Consider the following 19,466-nt stretch of genomic DNA (forward strand, 5'->3'; position numbering starts at 1 on the left):
CATCGTGCCCGTGGAATGCGTCCGGGAGTCGTTTGTAGGGTGAGACGACCCCGAGACGGAGGACGCACGCATGAGCGACCCGATGGACCCGACGCAGAGCCCCGAGGAGCCCAAGCGCGGCTCGGCCGGAAAGAAGGCCGCCCTGGTGGGTGGCGCGCTGGTGGCGGTGGGCGTGGGTGCGGCCGTGGCGCTGGGGGTCTTCGAGAAGGAGCCTGAGCCCGTGTACGCGGAGATTCCGAAGATCGAGGATGCAGGCGTGGCCGCGCCGCCTGCGCCGACTGCTTCGCTGCCGGAGAGCGATGGTCGAGTCCGGGAGATGGCGAGCCGGATGTCCGAGGAAGCGGAGCTGCAGCGCTGGCTTCAGGAGAAGGACCTGGTGCGCCGGGTGACGGCGGCGGTGAACAACATCGCGGAGGGCGCGAGCCCGCGGATGGTGCTGGGCTTCATGGGCCCGGCCGACAAGTTCCAGGTCGTCGAGGGCAAGAACAAGTCGGTGACCATCGACCCGCGAAGCCATGCTCGCTACGACCTGGTCGCGCGAGTGGTTGGAACGTTCGACGCGCAGGTCGCCAGGAGCATGTACCGCGACTTGAAGCCGCTCATCGACCAGGCGCATGGCGAGATTGCTCCGCCGGGACAGACCTTCGATTCGACGTTGAGTCGCGCCATTCAGCATCTGCTCGCGGTTCCGGTGCCGGAAGGCGGCGCGCTGGAGGTCCAGCCGCAAGGGGCGCTCTATGTCTATGCGTCACCGGAGCTGGAGGGACTGAGCCGGGCGCAGAAGCACTTGCTGCGGATGGGGCCGCAGAACATTCGAATCATCCAGGCGAAGCTCCGGGAGCTCCAGAGCGCGCTGGGGCTTCCTTCGGTGGCCGCCGAGGGCCCGTAGTCACAGGCCCCAATGTCCATGGGAGGCCCTGCGACGGGGCCTCCTGTAAGCATTCGGGGCCGCTGGGCCTGGGCTTAGCGACGCTTCTTCTTGGCCGACGCTGGGGGCAGTGCCGGCTTTTCCTTTTCGCCGGCGATCAGGAACGTGGTGCGGAGTTCTTCGACGTCACGGCCCAAGGTGTCCGTGAACGCGGTGCCAGTCTGGGCGTCGACGACCAGGGTGTACTCGAAGCCAGTCTTGAGAGGCTGTGGCAGGACGATGCGGTAGACGAGCCCGGTCTCGGATTCCTCGGCGACGTCATCGGAGACCATGGCGCGCTCGGCGGCGTCGAAGAGCCGGACCCGGTAGTTCCGAAGGCCCCGTGAAGCGGTCAGCTCCAGGGTCGTGGTCGGCTCGATGACCGGCTTCTCTCCAGGCTCCAGGGAGATCTCCACCAAGCCGGCATCGGGGGCCAGGGAGCGAAGCGCGAAGGTGGTCGGCGGCGGAGGCTTGGGTACCTCGGGAGCATCGGCGACGCCGGAGTCAGGCGACGGGCCCGAGGTCTTGTCCGGGCATCCCGTCAGCGCCAGCAGACCGCAGCAAAACGCGGTCGCGACCGCGGTTCGTTGGAGGAAACGCATGCCGGGCACGGTACGCGGCCACGGTGGCGCGGAGAAGCGAGGACTCAACGAGGACGTCCGGGCAACCAGGCCCACGGGCGGAAGGCCGAGAGGCCCAGGACCCTAAGATTCGGGCATTCGGGCTACGAGTCGGACGGGCCCTTCAGGCTGGCTGGCTCAGCCAAGCTCCGTCTTCAGGTGCAGTGGGCCGGCGGGGACGCCGACGTCCTTGCCGGCGGGGTCGTCCTGCTCGGTCTGCCAGGCGTTGGCCTCCGTCACCGTGTGGCCGTTGGCGACGTTGGAGATGGACATCTTGCCGTTGTGGCCCGCTGGAGCGATCTGACTGGTGTCGTAGCCGCTCCAGCCGGTGCCGGAGTTGGCGAAGGTGGCCTCGCCCCAGGTCTGGCCGGAGTTGGCGCCGGGCTTCGCGGAGCCGTCCTTGGACACGGCCCAGGCGATGCTGGTGTTGCTGTCGAACGCCAGGGTCTGCGACTGGCCGGGCTTGAGGGTGAACGTCACGGGCGAGCTCTTGTCGAAGTTCTGCCCGTCGTTCGGGTTGCCGTTCTGACCGGTCTTGTTCCAGAGCGTGATGGTCTGGGGCTCGTTCGTCGTGTTCTTGAAGGTGTTGGTGTACTTGAACTGGTCCTTCTGGCCCGCGTCGATGAGTTGGATGTTGCTGTTGTAGGGCGAGCCGACGTTGTTCTTGGCCAGCCAGGGCGCGTTCGAAGGAGCGGGCTCCGTGGATCCGGCCGAAGGAGGACCGAAGCCCGGGCCCGCGTCGCTGTTGTAGGTCGGGTGCGAAGGCTTCCCGGTGCGGCCCGCCTGACCCGTGGCCGAAGCGTCGCCCGGAATCGAAGGAGCAGGGGCCGCGTCAGCCGGAATCGCCGAAGCGCCGCCACGGGGGGCCTTGCCTGATCCGGAGACGTCCAGGGTGCCGCCTTCACCGCCTTGCGCGCCCGGAGCCTGGCCGCCCAGCGTCTTCAGCATCTGCGTGGCCTGCATGATCATCTGGACCAGTTGCTCCAGCGCCTTCTCCGGGCCGGCCGCCTGGGCGCCGCTCCCCGCCTTGCTCGGCCCGGCGTCGAAGGCGTCCGCCATGAACATCTGGCGCAGGTCGTTCCCTGGCTTCCGCGCCTGCGTACCCGCCACGCATGGGGCCGGAGTGGAGACCGGCTTGATGGCGGAGGAGTTCGAAACGGAGGGCGAGCAGGAGCGGCTGGGGATGGAGAGGGACATTGCGGACTCCGAAGGACCGAGGTTGGGAGCGGGCCGGAGAAGCAGGGCCGCCGTCGAACGACTTGCCCGGACCCAAGGCAGGGTCCGTGCCAGCCGCAGGTGCCCTCATGAGGCACACCGTTGCTTGGGAAATCAGTCACTTGGAGGGCCGGAGCTCCTGCCGCGTCCCGCGTCTCACGGTGACGCTGATCATCACCTGGTGTCACCAGTCACCAGGGAGCGCGAGTTCGGACTGCGCTACCAAGAGCTTCCAGCGGAGAAGCCCCCGCCTTGATCGCCCACGCAGTACGACCGGGTTCGCTCACGAGGGACAAGATGACGAGGGTAGGGTAAGCAGATTTTTCATGTCTGCCCGGTTACGAGTGCTCGCTGTCCTGGCTCTTTCTGCATGTGGCTCGGCAACCGTTGGCAGTGTCGGGCCGCCAGCGTCCGCCAAGTGGGTGGGTCCTGCCGTGCCGACTCCCGACGGCGGACAGGTGACCACGAGCATCTACTACGGCCCCTGGAGCTGCTCGGCCGCTTGGTGGAACCGCTGCGAGGCGCGGTGTGCAGGCGAAGGGCACACCCTCAAGGGATGCAATCTGGCTGGCGGACATCAAGGGCGACTGGCGCGGCCGGTTCCTGGCGCTACCAGCCGAGGCCGGTGGACGGCTCGCAATCACGCACTGCTGCTGCGACTACGCCGCAGTGCCCAACGTGCCGGCGCTCCGGCGCATCTGGGACAGCGCGCGGCGGGGCTACCGCAACGCCTGGGCCCAGGAGTTCGGGGCATGGCCGCGCGTCCCTGGTGGCGACAACTGGCCCGGCCACCACATCCATGACTTGCTGCATGGCGGTCATCCCACGGCGCGCAACAACGTGCTGCCCATGCCACCCGAAGTGCACGACGTGGCCAACAAGGCATATCCTCAATGCTACGCGGGTGACGCGCGGTGGCGGACCATCGGACTGGATAGACCGTATGCCGATTAGCCACCTGCAAAAGCTGCTCGACGAGGTCGCCGCGAGCCACTACCCGAACGCGCCCGCGACGCTTGAGCAGATAGCTGCGTTTGAGGCCAGCGCTGGCTGGCGCCTGGATGACGAGCTGCGCGCGTTCTACCTGCGCACCAACGGTGCATGCCTCTTCGAGCCACAGCCGGAGCAAACATTTCGCATCCTCGGGCTGCACGAAATCCAGCCGGTGCGAGTCGCCAAGCCTCGGCAGGAGGAATCGGCGGGAGCCGCGTCCTGGTGGACGCTCGTCTACCTACAGGACTCCGACTACAACCTCGTGGACGTGGCGCGGCCCGCGCCGTACCCCATCCTCGACGCCTACCACGAGACCTACCCGCAGCAGGTCGTGGAGATTGCGTCGTCGTTCGCGGTATGGCTGGAGCGCACGTTGCGCAGCGGCAATCAACTCTGGTGGCTCCCCGCAGATTGATGGAGAGGGAATAGAAGCTGCCGAAAACCAAGGGCTGCAGCCAATATTGAGATGGTGCCGGCGAGGTCAAAACCGGGCTGGGAGTCCTCGGGCCGTTCAGGCTTGTCCGTGGCGACTGATTCCATGATGCCGACTCTCGACCAGCTTCTAGATACCGTGCACAGGTCGCCACGCAGCCTTGGACTTGCTGGTGGAGCTTGGCTCCAAGGCAACTGAAGCCGCAGCGCCCGGTGAAGGGCACCGGTCGGACAGGCCGCGCGCAAACCCCGGGATGGACCCGCGAGGACCGCCGCACGCCCCTGGCCTCCCTCTATCGTTACGTCCGATAACATGCGTTATGTAAACTAAGCGAATGGGAATCCAGGGGTCGTTTTCCCACGGTTCTTCCCCGCCGTTCCCAGGCCTCCGGCACGCCGCTGTCGGCCAAGATGCGGGCTCTTTCGAACCCCCAACCGGCGACCTCGAATGTTCGACAACTTGATCATCGCGGATGCGCGCTTCGCGTTCCGCACGTTCCGACGTGCCCCCGGCTTCGCGTTCGCCGCCATCCTCTGCCTGGCGCTGGGCATCGGCGCCAACGCCGTCATCTTCAGCGCGGTCAACGGCGTACTCCTCCGGCCCCTCCCGTACGCCGAACCCGAGCGGCTCGTTTCGCTCGTCGAGCTGCGCGCTCAAGGCAGCGGCGGCCCCGTCTCCTGGCTCACATTCTTCGACTGGCGGGACCAGACCCGGGCCTTCGAGCACCTGGCCGCGTTCACCGTGGGCGGCTCCATCCTCCGCACCGACGACGATTCCGAGCGCCTCGAGGCCACCCGAGGCACCGCCGACTACTTCTCCGTGCACGGCGTGCCTCCGTTGCTCGGACGGACCTTCGCGCCCGGCGACGACCAACCCGGTCACGAAGCCGTCGCCGTCCTCAATGAAGCCGTCTGGCGTCGCCGGTTCGGCGCGAATCCCGCCGTCCTCGGCAGCACGGTGCTCCTCGACAATGTCCCCCATACCGTCGTCGGCGTCATTCCTGAGTCCTTCGACCCGAACATGGATGTCTGGCTCCCGCTGGTGGCTCCGCCCGATGCCCGCGGCGCTCGCTATTCCACGGTGCTCTCGGTACGCGCCCGACTGGCGCCCGGAATCACCCTGGACACGGCGAACGAACAGCTCAAGGCCGTCACCGCCGGCATCGCCGCCGCGGGCCCCGAGGCCCTCAAGGACCGCACCGCCCGCGTCGACTCGCTCGCCGAGGCCCAGACGCGGCTCTGGAGCGGCCCCCTGAAGCTGCTGCTCGGCGCCGTGGCCCTGGTCCTCCTCATCGCCTGCGCCAACGTCGCGAACATCCTGCTCGCGCGCGCGGGAGGCCGCCGGCAGGAACTCGCAGTTCGAGTGGCACTGGGCGCGACCCGAGCCCGAATCATCCAGCAACTCCTCGTGGAGAGCCTCCTGCTCGCGCTCACGGGAGGCGCCCTGGGCGGACTGCTCGCGCACTGGGGCCTGGACGCGCTGCTCGCCGTCGCCCCCGAGTCGATGCCTCACCGGGCCGCCGTGTCCCTCGACGGGACGACCTTCCTGTTCCTGGCCGCCATCTCCATCGGCAGCGGCCTGGCCTTCGGGCTGCTTCCCGCGCTCCAGGTCTCCCGACTCGACCTTCGCGGAGCCCCGGTCTCCAGCGGCCAGCGGCTCCGGTCCACGCTGATTGTCGTGGAGTTGGCCGTCTGCCTCGTGCTCCTCATGGGCGCGGGCCTCCTCGGTCGAGGCTTCTTCCAACTCCTCGGCACATCTCCCGGACTCGCCCCCGAGCAGCTCCTCACGCTGCACATCGCCATCCCCGACACCCGGTTCTTCAACGACCAAGGGCTCGACGCGAACGTGCCGAGCACCCTGTTGGAGCCCATCCTCGACGAGGTCCGCGCGCTGCCCGGCGTGAGCGCCGTGGGAATGACGTCATTGCTTCCCATCCAGCGCGCATGGAACAACGCCCGCTACGTCATCGAGGGCGAACCGCCTCCAGAGCCCGGCACCGAGCATCGCGCCGAACGACGCTCCACCAGCCCCGGCTTCTTCGCCACCCTGGGCATCCCGCTCAAGCAGGGCCGCGACTTCACGACCCACGACGCGGCCCCCGGCCAGCCCGCCACCGTCATCATCAACGAGACGCTCGCGCGACGGCACTTCCCGGACGGCAACGCCCTGGGCCGACAGCTCCGCCTCGGCACGGGTGCCCACACCATCATCGGCGTCGTCGGCGACGTGCGGCAGGCCGGCCTGGACAAGACCCCTCTGGCCGAGCTCCATGTCCCGTACGGCCGTCCCTGGGGCGATGACAGCCTCGTCCTCGTCGCGCGGACCTCGGTGCCACCAGAAACCCTGCTGCCCTCGGTCCGCCAGGCCGTTCGCCGGGTCGACTCGAGCCTGCCCGTCTTCCGAGCCCTCACCATGGACCAGGTCATCTCCCAGTCACTCGGCTTTCGGCGGCTCGTGCTCTGCCTGCTCGGCGGCTTCGCGACCCTGGCCCTGGTGCTGTCCACCTACGGCCTCTACGGCGTCATCTCGCTGCTCGTCACACAGCGCACCCGAGAACTGGGCATCCGCATGGCGCTCGGGGCCCGGCCTGGAGACGTCCTCCGGCTCGTCCTCGGCCAGGGCGCGAGGCTCGCGGGAGTGGGCATCGCCCTGGGCCTCATGGGCTCGCTGGCGCTGAGCCGATTGCTCACAAGCCAACTCCACGGCATCACCGCCACGGATCCCCTCACCTTCGGCGCCGTGGCCACCCTCTTCGCCGTCATCGCCCTGCTGGCCTGCTGGTTCCCCGCGCGCCGCGCCACCCGCGTGGACCCGCTCGTGGCCATGCGAAGCCCCTGAGTCCCGACAGGACCGACGCGCGAGGTCGCCTCGACGCACCGCGATACCAGACGACCTGGCGCGGCGGCCTCCGCGCTCAGCTAGAATCCCCGCTTCACCACTCCTTAGCGGTTTTCCGACAAAGGCCCTGGCTGACGATGCGCTGGCTCGCGAAACTTCTCTTCCTGCTCCTTTCCACGCCGGTGAACCTTGCCAGTAGCTTTTCCAAGTGGGGCCGGGATGCGCTGAGCCCCCTTCGCTGGCGCCTGGACTTCCGGCCCCGGCCCGGGGACGTCTACATCGCGACGTACCCGAAGTGCGGCACCACCTGGCTGCAGATGATCCTCGTTCAGTTGGTCAATGAGGGGCGCGGCGAGTTCGGCCACATCTCCCAGGTGTCGCCCTATCTGGAGGAACTCAGCCTGAAGGCCCGCCTCGGCCACCTGGAGCGACTGCCGTCACCGCGGCTCATGAAGACGCACATGCTGTACGAACATCTACGGCCGGCGAAGAGCTCACGCATCATCCTGGTCACTCGCGACGTCCGCGACGCCCTCATCTCCCACTATCACCATCACCAGTTGGCGACGCGGTTCCTCATGGACTTCGACGCCTTCATGGGGGCCTCGCTGCGAAGCGATGGCAACGCTGACTGGTTCGCTTATATGCGCTCGTGGTTGCCGCACCGCCATGACGACAACGTGCTGTGGGTTCGCTACGAGGACCTGCGCGACGACCTGGAGGCCCAGGTGCGCCGCATCGCCGCCTTCTGCGGCATTCCGCTGCGGGAAGAGCGCCTGGGCGACATCCTCCACAAATGCAGCTTCGCGTACATGAAGCAGCACGAGATGAAATTCGACTTCCGTCTGTCCATGTACGAGCAGCCCGAGGGCGGCTTCATCCGCAAGGGCGGCTCTGGCGGCGAGCGTCAGCGCATCCGCGAGGAGCACTCCGCTGAGCTGACACGGAGGCTGGAGCGGCTCCGCAACGAACTGCGCCTGAAGGACTCGGAGCGCATCTAGGCAGAACCGGCGGTTGGCGACACGTGCCGCCGTGCCTTCAATGCGGCCTGGCGCGCCGGCGCGAGGGTTACCTTCAGTCCGCCCTGCACATGGTAGGTGGCGCCCGCCCGCGGAACGATCGGCTGCCCCGGAACCAGGGACACCCGATAGCGCTGCACCATCATCGCCAGCGTCAGCGTGCCCTCCATCAGCGCCAGGTTGTTCCCCATGCACAACCGCTGTCCCGCTCCGAAGGGCACGTAGAGGAAGCGCGAAATCTTCTGCTCCCGCTCCCGGGAGAAGCGCTCCGGCAAGAAGCGCTCCGGCTCCTCCCAGAACTCAGGGTGCCGGTGCAGCACGTAGGGCACCGCGATGACGTTCGTTCCCGCCGGCACGTCGAAGTCCATCATCCGATCCGCCGCCAGCGCCGTCCGTCCCAGCACCGGCGCCGGAGGGTGCAGGCGCATCGCCTCCTGGAACACCTGGGTGAGGTAGCTCAACTTCGGCAGGTCCTCTCCTGTCGGGGGGCTGTCCCCCAGGCTCTGCTCCACCACCGCGCGCACCTGCTCCTCGATCTCCGGGTGACGCGCCAGTTCGACCCAGGTCCACACCAACGCGGACGTGGTCGCCTCGTGCCCAGCGAAGAAGAGGGTAAAGAACTCGGCCCCCAGCTCGGCATCGTTCAGGCCCTCGCCCTCCTCATCGCGGGCCTCCATCATCGCGGTGAGCAGGTCCTGCGTGCCCCCGCCCCCTTGCCGCCGCCGGGCCACCTGCTGGCGGCCCACCTCCCGGAGCAGGGCCATCGCCTCCTGCCGCTTGGGCCGGCGCCGATCCAGGAAGGGTAGCGCCTGGAGCAACAACACCAACGGCAGCGGCCGCCGATCGTTGTTGAAGTCCAGCATCTGCCGGGTCGCGGCGAACACCTCCTCGCTCGCCTCCTCGGAATACACGGCCTGGGCCATGTGGGAGACAGTCACCCGGGAGAGCGCCTCCGTCAGATTGAAGGGCTCGCCCGTACGCACCAGCGCCTCCCACCAGTTGTCGAAGGTCCACTGGGTGCTCCGCACCAGCGCCGGCACCTGCGCCTCCATCCGCTGGCGATGGAACCCCGGTTGCATCAGCCGCCGGTGCCGCTTCCAGGGCTCCCCGGAAAGGGTGAACAGGCCCCCACTCTTCTGCCGCTTCGCGCCGGGGGCGTGCCTTGGGTAGTTCGCCGCGTTGTCCGCCAGGAAGTGCTTCACGGACTGGGGGTGGCTGACCAGGTAGAACGGCGTCCGGCCCAGCCGGAACCGGACGATGTCCCCGTACTGCTTGAAGTAGCGCAGGTACATCCCGATCGAATCGGCCCGCTCCTCGAACGCACTCCCGACCAGCCAGTCACCCCTGGGTCCTGGGGGCAACGCCAGCGACCTACCCGAAGCCATTGTTGCCCTCTCCGAGCTACGCCCGCTCCGCCATTACCGGGCAGGCAGACGCCTCGTCATGACGAAGGTCTCAAGATAGCGTTCCCACCTAGCCATGGAAAGTTGGACAAAGTAGCATAGGTTGAAAGAGGCTCTGGCGTGACCATCGTTGAAAGGAATAAGTTCATGGCGCCCCCGCAGTACGTCGTTGGTGCGCCTACCGTCCTGGTGTTAGCGCTGCTGCTCTCCAGCGGACTGGCGACTCCTGGCGCCCACGAGGCTTCCGTCGGGGCGGAGATGTCGCGCAATCACTCTCAATTGCCGCGGCGCGCCCAATCCCAGTTCTGGCCGATGGGCGGGGAGCCGCTCGTCATGACCGCTACCGCGCTCACCGCTGGAGTCTAGCTTGCGCGTCGGGCCGGAACTGCCCGGCGCGGGCCTCGCTCCGCATGCCGGGTTCGTGGAGGCCGGTGCCACGCGCTAGAGGCACTGCCCGACGTACCCCGGTGACACGTCCTTGTTTCTCAACGTCCGACTGCTCTCGGGCTTCAGGGGGCCCCCTTGAACCAGCCTGCTCTGCTTCATCCTCGGTGCGACACCCTCGTCGAGCTGCTGCGCCTTCGCGTGGAGGCGCAAGGCGCCCGGCTGCTGTACCGCTTCCTGGAAACCGGCGACCTGGACGGCGGGATGGAGGAGTGGAGCTACGCCCGGCTCGATGCGCGCGCGCGCGCCATCGGCGCGGCCCTGCAGGCGGAGGGAGCCCGGGGCCAACGGGCGCTGCTGCTGTTCCCTCCGGGACTGGAGTTCATCTCCGCCTTCATGGGCTGCCTCTACGCTGGCGTGGTGGCCGTCCCGGCCTACCCGCCGGACCCGATGCGGCTCGAGCGCACCCTGCCCCGCCTGCGGGCAATCGCGCGTGATTGCGAGGCGGGCTTCGTCCTCACCACCTCGACCATCCTGGAGCTGTCCGGAGCGCTCCATGAGCTGGCACCGGAGATGGCGGTGCTGAAGTGGATGGCCACCGACGCCACCCCCGCGGACGCCGCCCAGTCCTGGCGCAGGCCAGACATCTCCGGCGACACGCTGGCCTTCCTCCAGTACACCTCGGGTTCCACGGGTACGCCCAAGGGCGTGATGCTCACCCACGCCAACGTGCTGCACAACGAGCGGCTCATCGCGCAGGGGTTCGGTCACACCCCGGAGTCGGTGGGCGTCGGTTGGCTCCCGTTGTTCCACGACATGGGGCTCATCGGCAATGTCATCCAGCCGATGTACGTGGGCTTCCCCTGCACGATGATGTCGCCCATCGCCTTCCTGCAGCGCCCCGCGCGCTGGCTGCAGGCAGTCTCACACTTCCGCGGCACCACCAGCGGTGGTCCCAACTTCGCCTACGCCCTGGTGGCGCGGAAGATGACCGAGGCGGAGCGGGCCGAGCTGGACCTGAGCCGCTGGGATCTGGCCTTCAACGGCGCCGAGCCCATCCGACAGGAAACGCTGGAGCACTTCGCCCGCACCTTCGCCCCGTGCGGTTTCCGGCGTGAGGCCTTCTACCCGTGCTACGGCCTGGCCGAGGCCACGCTCATCGCCTCCAGCGGGGACAAGGAGGAGCTGTTCACCTCCCTGGCGGTGGACCCCCAGGCGCTGGAGCACGGGAAGGCCGCCGCGGTGCCGGAGGGCACCCAGGGCGCCCGGGTGATGGTGTCCTCGGGCCGCCGCCCGTCCGAGCTGCACATGCTCATCGTGCGCCCGGAGACGGGGAGCGCCTGCGCCGACCACGAGGTGGGTGAGATCTGGCTCTCCGGTCCGAGCGTGGCCCGGGGCTACTGGAACCAACCGGAGGCGTCGGCGCGCACCTTCGACGCGCGGCTGGCGGATGGCTCGGGGCCGTTCCTGCGCACGGGAGACCTCGGCTTCTTCTCCGGCGAAAGGCTGTACATCGCCAGCCGGTTGAAGGACCTCATCATCATCCGGGGCCGCAACTTCTACCCCCAGGACATCGAGCTGACGCTCGAGTCGGCCCACAAGGCCGTGCGCCAGGGCTGCATCGCCGCCTTCTCCGTGGAGGTGGAGGGCGAGGAGCGGCTGGGCGTGGCCGCCGAGGTGGACCTGCGCGGCGCCGACGCGGACGCGGTGACCGACGCCATCCGGAAGAAGGTGGCCGAGGAGCACGCGGTCCACGTGCACGCGGTGGTGCTGCTCGAGCCGCGCTCAATCCCCAAGACTTCCAGCGGGAAGATCCAACGTCACGCATGCCGCATCGGCTTCATGACCGGTACCCTCGAGACGGTGGGCCGCTCGGTCGTCTCGGAGCAGCCGGAAGCCGTGACGCAGGGGGCGCTCCCCATCGCGGAGCTCCTGCGCGCCACGGCCCCCGAGGAGCAGCTTTCCCGGTTGGAGAGCTACCTGCGCGACGTGCTCGCCCGCGTCGTGCACCTGGAGTCCTCGGGCATCCACGCTCACTCCGCGTTGGCGGAGCTCGGCCTCGACTCGCTGATGCTCCTCGAGCTGCAGGGCCGGCTCGAGGCCGAGTTGGAGCTGTCACTGCCCCCGGCCTTCCTGTGGCGGTACCCGACGCTGGCCGCCACCGCCGACCCGCTGCTGGCGCGTTGGCGTGAGAAGAAGGCCCGCGTCTGCATCCCCCGCCGCGAGGAGCGCGGCCCGGCGCCGCTGACCCTCGCCCAGCAGCGGATGTGGCTGCTCGAGCAGCTCGAGCCAGGCAGCCTCGCCTACCACCTGTCCGCCGCGCTGAAGCTCGCGGGTGCGCTCGACGTCACGGCCCTGGAGCACAGCCTGGGCGAGCTGGTGCGCCGCCATGAGGCGCTGCGGACGACCTTCCATTCCGAGGCTGGCGAGCCCTTCCAGGTCAGCGCGTCCCCCGCCGTCTTCACGCTCACTCCGGTCGACCTGGGGGCACTGCCCGCCACCGAGCGTGAGGCCGAGGTGCGGAGGCTGCTGCGCGAGGACGCGCACCGCCCGTTCGACCTCGCGCGCGGTCCACTGCTGCGCGTCACCCTGCTGCGGCTGGGCGAACGTGAGCACGTGCTGCTGGTGACGTTGCACCACCTCATCGTCGATGGCTGGTCCGCGGGAGTCCTGGTCCGCGAGCTGGGAGAGCTCTACGGGGCCTTCCACATGGGCACGAAGCCGGCCGTGGCCGAGCCCTCCCTCCAGTACTCCGACTACGCCGCCTGGCAGCGCGCCACGCTCCATGGCGAGGCGCTGGAGGCGCAACGCTCCTGGTGGCGTCAGCACCTGGCGGACGCGCCGCTGTCGCTGGAGCTGCCCACGGACAGGCCGCGCCGCGCGGGCACCGGGAGCGCCGGGCTGCGCAAGGTGCTGCTGCCCCCCACGCTGGTGCGGGGCCTGGAGGCGCTGGCCCGCCAGGAGTCGGGAACCCTGTTCATGACCGTGCTGGCGGGCCTGAAGGTGCTGCTGTCGCGCTACAGCGGGCAGGAGGACTTCCTGGTGGGCTCGCCCTTCGCAAACCGCGGGCAGGCGGGCCTCGATGGCGTCGTGGGCCTCTTCTTCGAGCCCCTCGTCTTCCGCGCCCACCTGGCCGGAAACCCCACGTTTCGCGAACTGCTCGCGCGCACCCGCCACACGGTGCTGGAGGGCTTCGCCCATCCGCACGTGCCCTTCGAGACCCTGGGCCGCCGCGCGCCGCGCTTCCAGGTGCTCTTCAATCAGCTCGACGCCCCCCTGTCGCGGCTGACCCTTCCGGGCCTGCACGTGGAGGCGCTGGAGACGGTGCCCGCCACCACGGAGCTGGAGCTGACGATGACGCTCGTCCGCGCTCCCGAGGGGGTGTGGCTGGAGGCCCTCTACAACGCGGACCTCTTCGACGCGTCCACCCTGGAGCGCCTGCTGGGCCACCTGCAGGTGCTGCTGGAGGGCGCCGTCGGGGCACCGGAGACGCGGGTGAGGACGCTGCCCCTGCTGTCCGCCGAGGAGCAACAGCGGGTGGTGGTGGAGTGGAATGCGACGCGCGAGGGACCGGCCGGCGACACCCGCATCCCCGCGCTCATCGAGGCCCAGGCGGCGCGCACGCCCGATGCCCTGGCGGTGGTGGCCGCGGAGGGCGGCACCCTCACGTACGCGCAGCTGATGGAGCGGGCCCATCGGCTCGCCCACTTCCTGCGGGCGCGCGGCATCGGCCCCGAGGCGCGGGTCGGCCTGTGCCTGGAGCGCTCCCTGGACATGGTGGTGGCGCTCCTGGGCATCCTCGAGGCGGGCGCCGCCTACGTGCCGCTGGACAGTGCCTATCCGGCCGAGCGACTGGCCCACATGGTGGTCGACAGCGGCATCCGCGTGCTGCTGGTGCATGCGCCCACGCGCGGGAAGTTGTCAGGCCTCCAGGTGGAGGAGGTGTGCCTGGACGGCGCACGCGAGGCCATCGCCATGTGCGGCGCGGAGGCGCCATCCGTCGTGCTGCCTCCCGAAGCGGCCGCGTACGTCCTCTACACCTCGGGATCCACGGGCCAGCCCAAGGGCGTGGTGATGTCGCACCGGTCGCTGGTGAACTACAGCCGGGCCGCCTCGTGCTTCTCGCCCATCTCCCCGGGAGATCGGCTGCTGCAGTTCGCCTCCATCAGCTGGGACACCAGCGCGGAGGAGCTCTACACGTGCCTCACCCAGGGCGGCACGCTGGTGTTGCGGCCTTCCGCCCAGGTGGAAGCACCCGAGGCCTTCCTGGCGTGGTGCGAGGCACAGGGCATCACTCAGCTCAACCTTCCCACCGCTTTCTGGCATGAGCTGGTCGCCTGCCTCGAAGAGGGGCACGGGCGGATGCCTCGCGGGCTGCGCTGGTTGATCATCGGCGGCGAGCGCGCGGTACCGGAGCGCGTGGCGCAGTGGATGCGGCGCGTAGGTCCGGCCGTGCCGCTGCTCAACACCTACGGCCTCACCGAGGTGATGGCGGTCGCCACGGCGATCAACCTGTCGGCACGGGAGCAGCCGGAGGGCCGCGAGGTGTGCATCGGTCGGCCGGTGCTCAACGTGCGCACCTACGTGCTGGGCGAGGAGCAGCAGCCCGTCCCCGTGGGTGTGACGGGCGAGCTGTACGTGGGCGGCGAGGGCGTCGCGCGCGGCTACCTGCACCAGCCGGGGCTGACGGCCGAGCGCTTCGTGCCGGATCCATTCGCCTCCGAGCCCGGGCAGCGCCTGTATCGCTCGGGAGACAAGGTCCGCTGGCGATCCGACGGGACCCTCGAGTACCTGGGCCGCGGTGACTCGCAGGTGAAGGTGCGCGGCTTCCGCATCGAACCGGGCGAGGTCGAAGCCGCCCTGCTGCGCCACCCGCGGGTGCACGAGGTGCTGGTGCTGGTGCGCGAGGACGTGCCCGGTGACAAGCAACTGGTGGCCTACGCCGTGCCTCGTGCCGGACAGACGCTCGACGTGGCGGAGTTGAAGGGGTGGCTCACGGAGCGTCTGCCCACCTTCATGGTGCCGCAGGCCCTGGTGGCCCTGGCGGCCCTGCCGCTGCTGCCCAATGGCAAGGTGAACCGGCGCGCCCTGCCCGCGCCCCAGGTGTCACGTGGCGCGGCCGGGGCCGAGGGTCCGCGCACTCCGTGGGAGGAGAAGCTGGCCGCGCTCTGGAAGGAGTTGCTGCGCCTGGAGCACGTCGGCGTACACGACGACTTCTTCGAGCTGGGCGGCCACTCCCTGCTGGCCACGCGCCTCGTCTCGCGCATCCGCTCCACCTTCCAGGTGGAGCTGCCCCTGCGCGCCCTCTTCGAGTCCTCCACCCTCTCCGCGCTTGCCGCCCGTCTGGAGTCCTCGCTCAAGGCGGGCCAGGGCGTCTGGCTGCCTCCGCTCACCCGGGCGCCCCGGACGGACGGGCTGCCGCTGTCCTTCGCCCAGCAGCGCCTGTGGTTCCTCCACCAGTTGGAGCCTGGCAGCGTCGTCTACAACATCCCCGGCGCCCTGCGACTGACGGGCGTCCTGGACAGCACAGCCCTCCAACACGCCCTCCGCGAGCTCGTCCGCCGCCACGAGTCGCTGCGCACCTGCTTCCCCAGCGCCAACGGCCAGCCCTCGCAGCACATCCACGAGCCTGCCCCCTTCGCGCTGCCGGTGGTGGACCTCTCCTCCCGTGAGGACCGGGAGGCCGAGGTGCGCCGGCTCGCCGAGGAGGAAGCGCACACGCCCTTCGCTCTGGAGCGCGGGCCGCTGCTGCGCGCAAGCCTGCTGCGGCTGGGCGAGCACGAGCACGTGCTGCTGCTCAACATGCACCACATCGTCTCCGACGGCTGGTCCATGGACGTGCTGGTGCGCGAGATGGCGGCCCTCTACAAGGCCTCCTGCGCTGGCCAGCCCTCGCCCCTGCCCGAGCTGCCCGTGCAGTACGCCGACTACTCCGTCTGGCAGCGCTCGTGGCTCCGAGGGGAGACACTGGACACCCAGCTCTCCTGGTGGCGCGAGCACCTGGAAGGCGCTCCCGCCACCCTGGAGCTGCCCACCGACAGGCCCCGTCCCGCCGTCCAGTCCTACCGGGGCGCCACCACTCCCGTGCACCTGCCGCGGGAGCTGTCCGAGGCCCTCAAGGCCGCGTGCCAGCAGGAGGGTGTCACCCCCTACATGGCCCTGCTGGCCGGGTGGCAACTGCTGCTGTCGCGCTACTCGGGCCAGGACGACATCACCGTCGGTTCCCCCATCGCCGGCCGCCGCGTCGCCGAGCTGGAGGGCCTCATCGGCTTCTTCGTCAACACGCTCGTCCTGCGCGCCCGGCTCAACCCTCGCGCCAACTTCCGGGAGCTGCTGGCGCAGGTACGTCAGAGCACCCTGGTCGCCTTCGAGCACCAGGACGTGCCCTTCGAGAAGCTCGTCGAGGAGCTCGCTCCGAAGCGCTCCCTGAGCCACTCGCCCCTCTTCCAGGTCTCCTTCACCCTGCAGAACACACCCGCCTCCGCACTCTCGCTGCCGGGCCTCTCCCTGCGCCTGATGGAGCTGCAGAGCCACGTGGCCCGCTTCGACCTGGCGCTCATCCTCACCGACACGCCGGAAGGCTTCGGCGGCACCCTCGAGTACAACACCGACCTCTTCGACGTCTCCACGGTGGCGCGGCTGGTGACGCACTTCCAGGCGCTCCTGCGGGCGGCGCTCCGCTCGCCGGACACGCGCGTGGACTCCCTCTCCCTGCTCACCGGAGCGGAGCGTCAGCAGGTGCTGGTGGACTGGAATGCCACGGGCGCCGAGTACCCACGCGAGGCGAGCGTCCATCAGCTCTTCTCCGCCCAGGCCGCGCGCACCCCGGACGCCATCGCCGTCGAGGCGGAGCGCGCCACGCTCACCTACCGCCAGCTCGATGAGCGCTCCAATCAACTGGCCTGGCACCTGCGCACCCTCGGCGTCACCCCTGGCACCCGCGTCGGCTTGTGCCTGGAGCGCTCGCCGGAGCTGGTGCAGGGCCTCCTGGGCATCCTCAAGGCCGGCGCCGCCTTCGTCCCGCTGGACCCGGCCTACCCCGCGGAGCGGCTGGACTTCATGCTCGCCCAGACGGGCATCTCCGTCCTCGTCACGCAGGAGCGGCTCGCGGACGCGCTGCCCAGTCACGTCCCCGTCGTCATCTGCCTCGACTCCGACTGGCACCTGGTGGCTCGCCAACCCACCACTTCGCCCCAGGCATTCACCCACGCCGACAGTCTGGCGTACGTCATGTTCACCTCGGGCTCCACCGGGCAGCCCAAGGCCGTGGCCATCGCCCACCGCGGCATCACCCGCCTGGTGCTCGGCAGCTCCTTCATCCACTTCGGGCCCGAGGAGGTCTTCCTCCAACTGGCCCCCATCTCCTTCGACGCCTCCACCCTCGAAGTCTGGGGCGCCCTGCTTCATGGCGCACGCCTCGTCTTCTTCCCTCCCCAGCAGCCTTCCCTGGAGGAACTCGGCGCGGCCCTCGTTCGTCACCGCGTCACCACCCTTTGGCTCACCGCCGCTCTCTTCGAGCAGATGGCGGTGCACCAGCCCCAGGCCCTGGCCTCCGTGCGTCAGGTGCTCGCCGGAGGTGACGTGCTGCCAGCGCAGCGCGTACGCGAACACCTGGCCCGCCTCCCCGAGGGGGCTGTCCTCGTCAATGGCTACGGACCCACCGAGAACACCACGTTCTCCGCCTGCCACCGGTTGGAGGCCGCCTCCTCCTTCGGCGCCTCCGTCCCCATTGGCCGCCCCATCTCCAATAGCCACGTCTACGTGCTGGACTCCGCCATGCAACCCGTCCCGGTGGGTGTGCCCGGAGAGGTGTTTGCCGGCGGAGACGGCCTGGCATGGGGCTACCTGGGCCAGGCGGACCTCACCGCCGAGCGCTTCGTGCCACACCCCTTCGCCACGGGCGCGCGCCTCTACCGCACCGGCGACAAGGCGCGCTGGAAGCAGGACGGCACGCTGGAGTTCCTGGGCCGTACCGACTTCCAGGTGAAGGTGCGCGGCTTCCGCATCGAGCCAGGCGAGGTGGAGAGCGCGCTGCGCCAACTGGTGCAGGTGCGGGAAGCCGTCGTCCTCGTGCGCGAGGACTCGTCCGGCGACAAGCGTCTGGTGGCCTATGCCGTTGCCCCAGGCGCGGACGCCTCGGCCCTCAAGGACGCCCTGCGCCAGAAGCTCCCCGAGTACATGGTCCCCTCGGCCCTGGTTCTGCTGGAGTCCCTGCCGCTTTCGCCCAATGGCAAGGTGGACCGCAAGGCCTTGCCGGCTCCAGACGCCTCCGGAACGAAGGAGGAACAATTCGTCGCCCCGTGCACGGAGACCGAGCAGAAGCTGGCGGCCCTCTTCGCGGAGGTACTGAACGTCGAGCAGGTGGGTCTGCACGGAGACTTCTTCGAACTGGGCGGCCACTCCCTGCTGGCCACCCAGTTGGTCTCCCGCGTGCGCGAGTCCCTCCACGTGGAGCTGGCCCTGCGGGAGCTTTTCGAGGCATCCACCGTGGAGCGGCTCGCCCAGCGCCTCGATGCCGCCCTTCAAGCGGGCCAGGGCGTCTGGCTGCCTCCGCTCACCCGGGCGCCCCGGACGGACGGGCCGCCGCTGTCCTTCGCCCAGCAGCGCCTGTGGTTCCTCCACCAGTTGGAGCCTGGCAGCGTCGTCTACAACATCCCCGGCGCCCTGCGACTGACGGGCGTCCTGGATAGCGCGGCCCTCCAGCGCTCCCTCTTCGAGCTCGTCCGCCGCCACGAGTCGCTGCGCACCTGCTTCCCCAGCGCCAACGGACAGCCCTCGCAGCACATCCACGAGCCTGCCCCCTTCGCGCTGCCGGTGGTGGACCTCTCCTCCCGTGAGGACCGGGAGGCCGAGGTGCGCCGGCTCGTCGAGGAGGAAGCGCACACGCCCTTCGTGCTGGAGCGCGGGCTGCTGCTGCGCGCAAGCCTGCTGCGGCTGGGCGAGCACGAGCACGTGCTGCTGCTCAACATGCACCACATCGTCTCCGACGGCTGGTCCATGGACGTGCTGGTGCGCGAGATGGCGGCCCTCTACATGGCCTTCCGCGCTGGCCACCCCTCACCCCTTCCCGAGCTGCCGGTGCAGTACGCCGACTACTCCGTCTGGCAGCGCTCGTGGCTGCAGGGCCCGGTGCTGGCGGCGCAGCTTGGCTGGTGGAAGCAGCAACTACGAGGCGCGCCGTCAGTGCTGGAGCTGCCCACCGACAGGCCCCGTCCCGCCATCCAGTCCTACCGCGGTGATTCGCACCCCGTGCATCTGTCGCGGGAGCTGTCCGAGGCCCTCAAGACCCTATGCCAGCAGGAGGGTGTCACCCCCTACATGGCCCTGCTGGCCGGGTGGCAACTGCTGTTGTCGCGCTACTCGGGCCAGGACGACATCACCGTCGGCTCCCCCATCGCCGGCCGCCGCGTCGCCGAGCTCGAAGGCCTCATCGGCTTCTTCGTCAACACGCTCGCGCTGCGCACGCGCCTGGAGGGCAACCCTTCCTTCCGCCAGGTACTGGCGCGTGTGAAGGAGGCCACGCTCGGCGCCTTCGAGCACCAGGACGTGCCCTTCGAGAAGCTCGTCGAGGAGCTCGCTCCGAAGCGCTCCCTGAGCCACTCGCCCCTCTTCCAGGTCTCCTTCACCCTGCAGAACACACCCGCCTCCGCACTC

At 69.4% G+C, this 19,466-nt stretch carries 9 protein-coding genes; 6 read left to right on the plus strand and 3 right to left on the minus strand.

Features of this window, described 5'->3' with window-relative positions; translation table 11 throughout:
* The first annotated feature begins 70 nt into the window (after positions 1–70).
* On the plus strand, positions 71–889 hold the full coding sequence (locus tag HUW62_RS35395; RefSeq protein WP_176436934.1) for a DUF3014 domain-containing protein: 819 nt from the start codon (positions 71–73) through the stop codon (positions 887–889).
* 74 nt (positions 890–963) lie between these two features.
* On the opposite strand, the gene HUW62_RS35400 is transcribed toward HUW62_RS35395, so the two are convergent.
* Both HUW62_RS35400 and HUW62_RS35405 read right to left on the minus strand, forming a co-directional pair.
* The gene (locus HUW62_RS35400; protein ID WP_176436935.1) at positions 964–1,509 is read right to left on the minus strand and encodes a hypothetical protein; all 546 of its coding nucleotides are present in this window, start codon (positions 1,507–1,509) and stop codon (positions 964–966) included.
* Between the two features lie 156 nt (positions 1,510–1,665).
* Positions 1,666–2,724, minus strand: coding sequence for a hypothetical protein (locus tag HUW62_RS35405; RefSeq protein WP_163869867.1), 1,059 nt, complete (start codon positions 2,722–2,724; stop codon positions 1,666–1,668).
* Between the two features lie 546 nt (positions 2,725–3,270).
* Here HUW62_RS35405 and HUW62_RS49190 point away from each other — a divergent pair.
* The 4 genes from HUW62_RS49190 (at position 3,271) to HUW62_RS35425 (ending at position 8,007) form a co-directional block, all read left to right on the plus strand.
* Positions 3,271–3,696: a hypothetical protein gene (locus tag HUW62_RS49190; protein ID WP_368670558.1), complete on the plus strand. Its 426-nt coding sequence runs from the start codon at positions 3,271–3,273 to the stop codon at positions 3,694–3,696.
* Positions 3,686–4,150, plus strand: a complete 465-nt coding sequence (locus tag HUW62_RS35415; RefSeq protein WP_176436936.1) for an SMI1/KNR4 family protein — start codon at positions 3,686–3,688, stop codon at positions 4,148–4,150. The genes HUW62_RS49190 and HUW62_RS35415 overlap by 11 nt, the downstream gene beginning before the upstream one ends.
* 465 nt (positions 4,151–4,615) lie before the next feature.
* A complete protein-coding gene (locus HUW62_RS35420) occupies positions 4,616–7,006 on the plus strand; it encodes an ABC transporter permease (RefSeq protein ID WP_176436937.1) in 2,391 nt (796 codons plus the stop codon).
* A gap of 137 nt (positions 7,007–7,143) precedes the next feature.
* Positions 7,144–8,007 carry a sulfotransferase domain-containing protein gene (locus HUW62_RS35425; RefSeq protein ID WP_176436938.1) on the plus strand — a complete coding sequence of 288 codons (864 nt, stop codon included), beginning with the start codon at positions 7,144–7,146 and terminating at the stop codon, positions 8,005–8,007.
* On the opposite strand, the gene HUW62_RS35430 is transcribed toward HUW62_RS35425, so the two are convergent.
* Positions 8,004–9,410 carry a cytochrome P450 gene (locus tag HUW62_RS35430; protein WP_163869872.1) on the minus strand — a complete coding sequence of 469 codons (1,407 nt, stop codon included), beginning with the start codon at positions 9,408–9,410 and terminating at the stop codon, positions 8,004–8,006. The genes HUW62_RS35425 and HUW62_RS35430 overlap by 4 nt on opposite strands.
* Positions 9,411–9,950: 540 nt before the next feature.
* Between HUW62_RS35430 and HUW62_RS35435 the strand changes: the two genes are divergently transcribed.
* A partial coding sequence (locus HUW62_RS35435) for a non-ribosomal peptide synthetase (RefSeq protein WP_176436939.1) occupies positions 9,951–19,466 on the plus strand: 9,516 nt, incomplete at its 3' end.

It is taken from the genome of Myxococcus sp. AM011, assembly GCF_013372595.1.
Lineage (GTDB): Bacteria > Myxococcota > Myxococcia > Myxococcales > Myxococcaceae > Myxococcus > Myxococcus eversor.

Coding starts and splice junctions, on each gene's coding strand:
- HUW62_RS35430 (WP_163869872.1), bottom strand. CDS start 9,410: ATGGCTTCGGGTAGGTCGCTGGCGTTGCCCCCAGGACCCAGGGGTGAC.
- HUW62_RS35420 (WP_176436937.1), top strand. CDS start 4,616: ATGTTCGACAACTTGATCATCGCGGATGCGCGCTTCGCGTTCCGCACG.
- HUW62_RS35400 (WP_176436935.1), bottom strand. CDS start 1,509: ATGCGTTTCCTCCAACGAACCGCGGTCGCGACCGCGTTTTGCTGCGGT.
- HUW62_RS35405 (WP_163869867.1), bottom strand. CDS start 2,724: ATGTCCCTCTCCATCCCCAGCCGCTCCTGCTCGCCCTCCGTTTCGAAC.
- HUW62_RS35425 (WP_176436938.1), top strand. CDS start 7,144: ATGCGCTGGCTCGCGAAACTTCTCTTCCTGCTCCTTTCCACGCCGGTG.
- HUW62_RS35415 (WP_176436936.1), top strand. CDS start 3,686: ATGCCGATTAGCCACCTGCAAAAGCTGCTCGACGAGGTCGCCGCGAGC.
- HUW62_RS35395 (WP_176436934.1), top strand. CDS start 71: ATGAGCGACCCGATGGACCCGACGCAGAGCCCCGAGGAGCCCAAGCGC.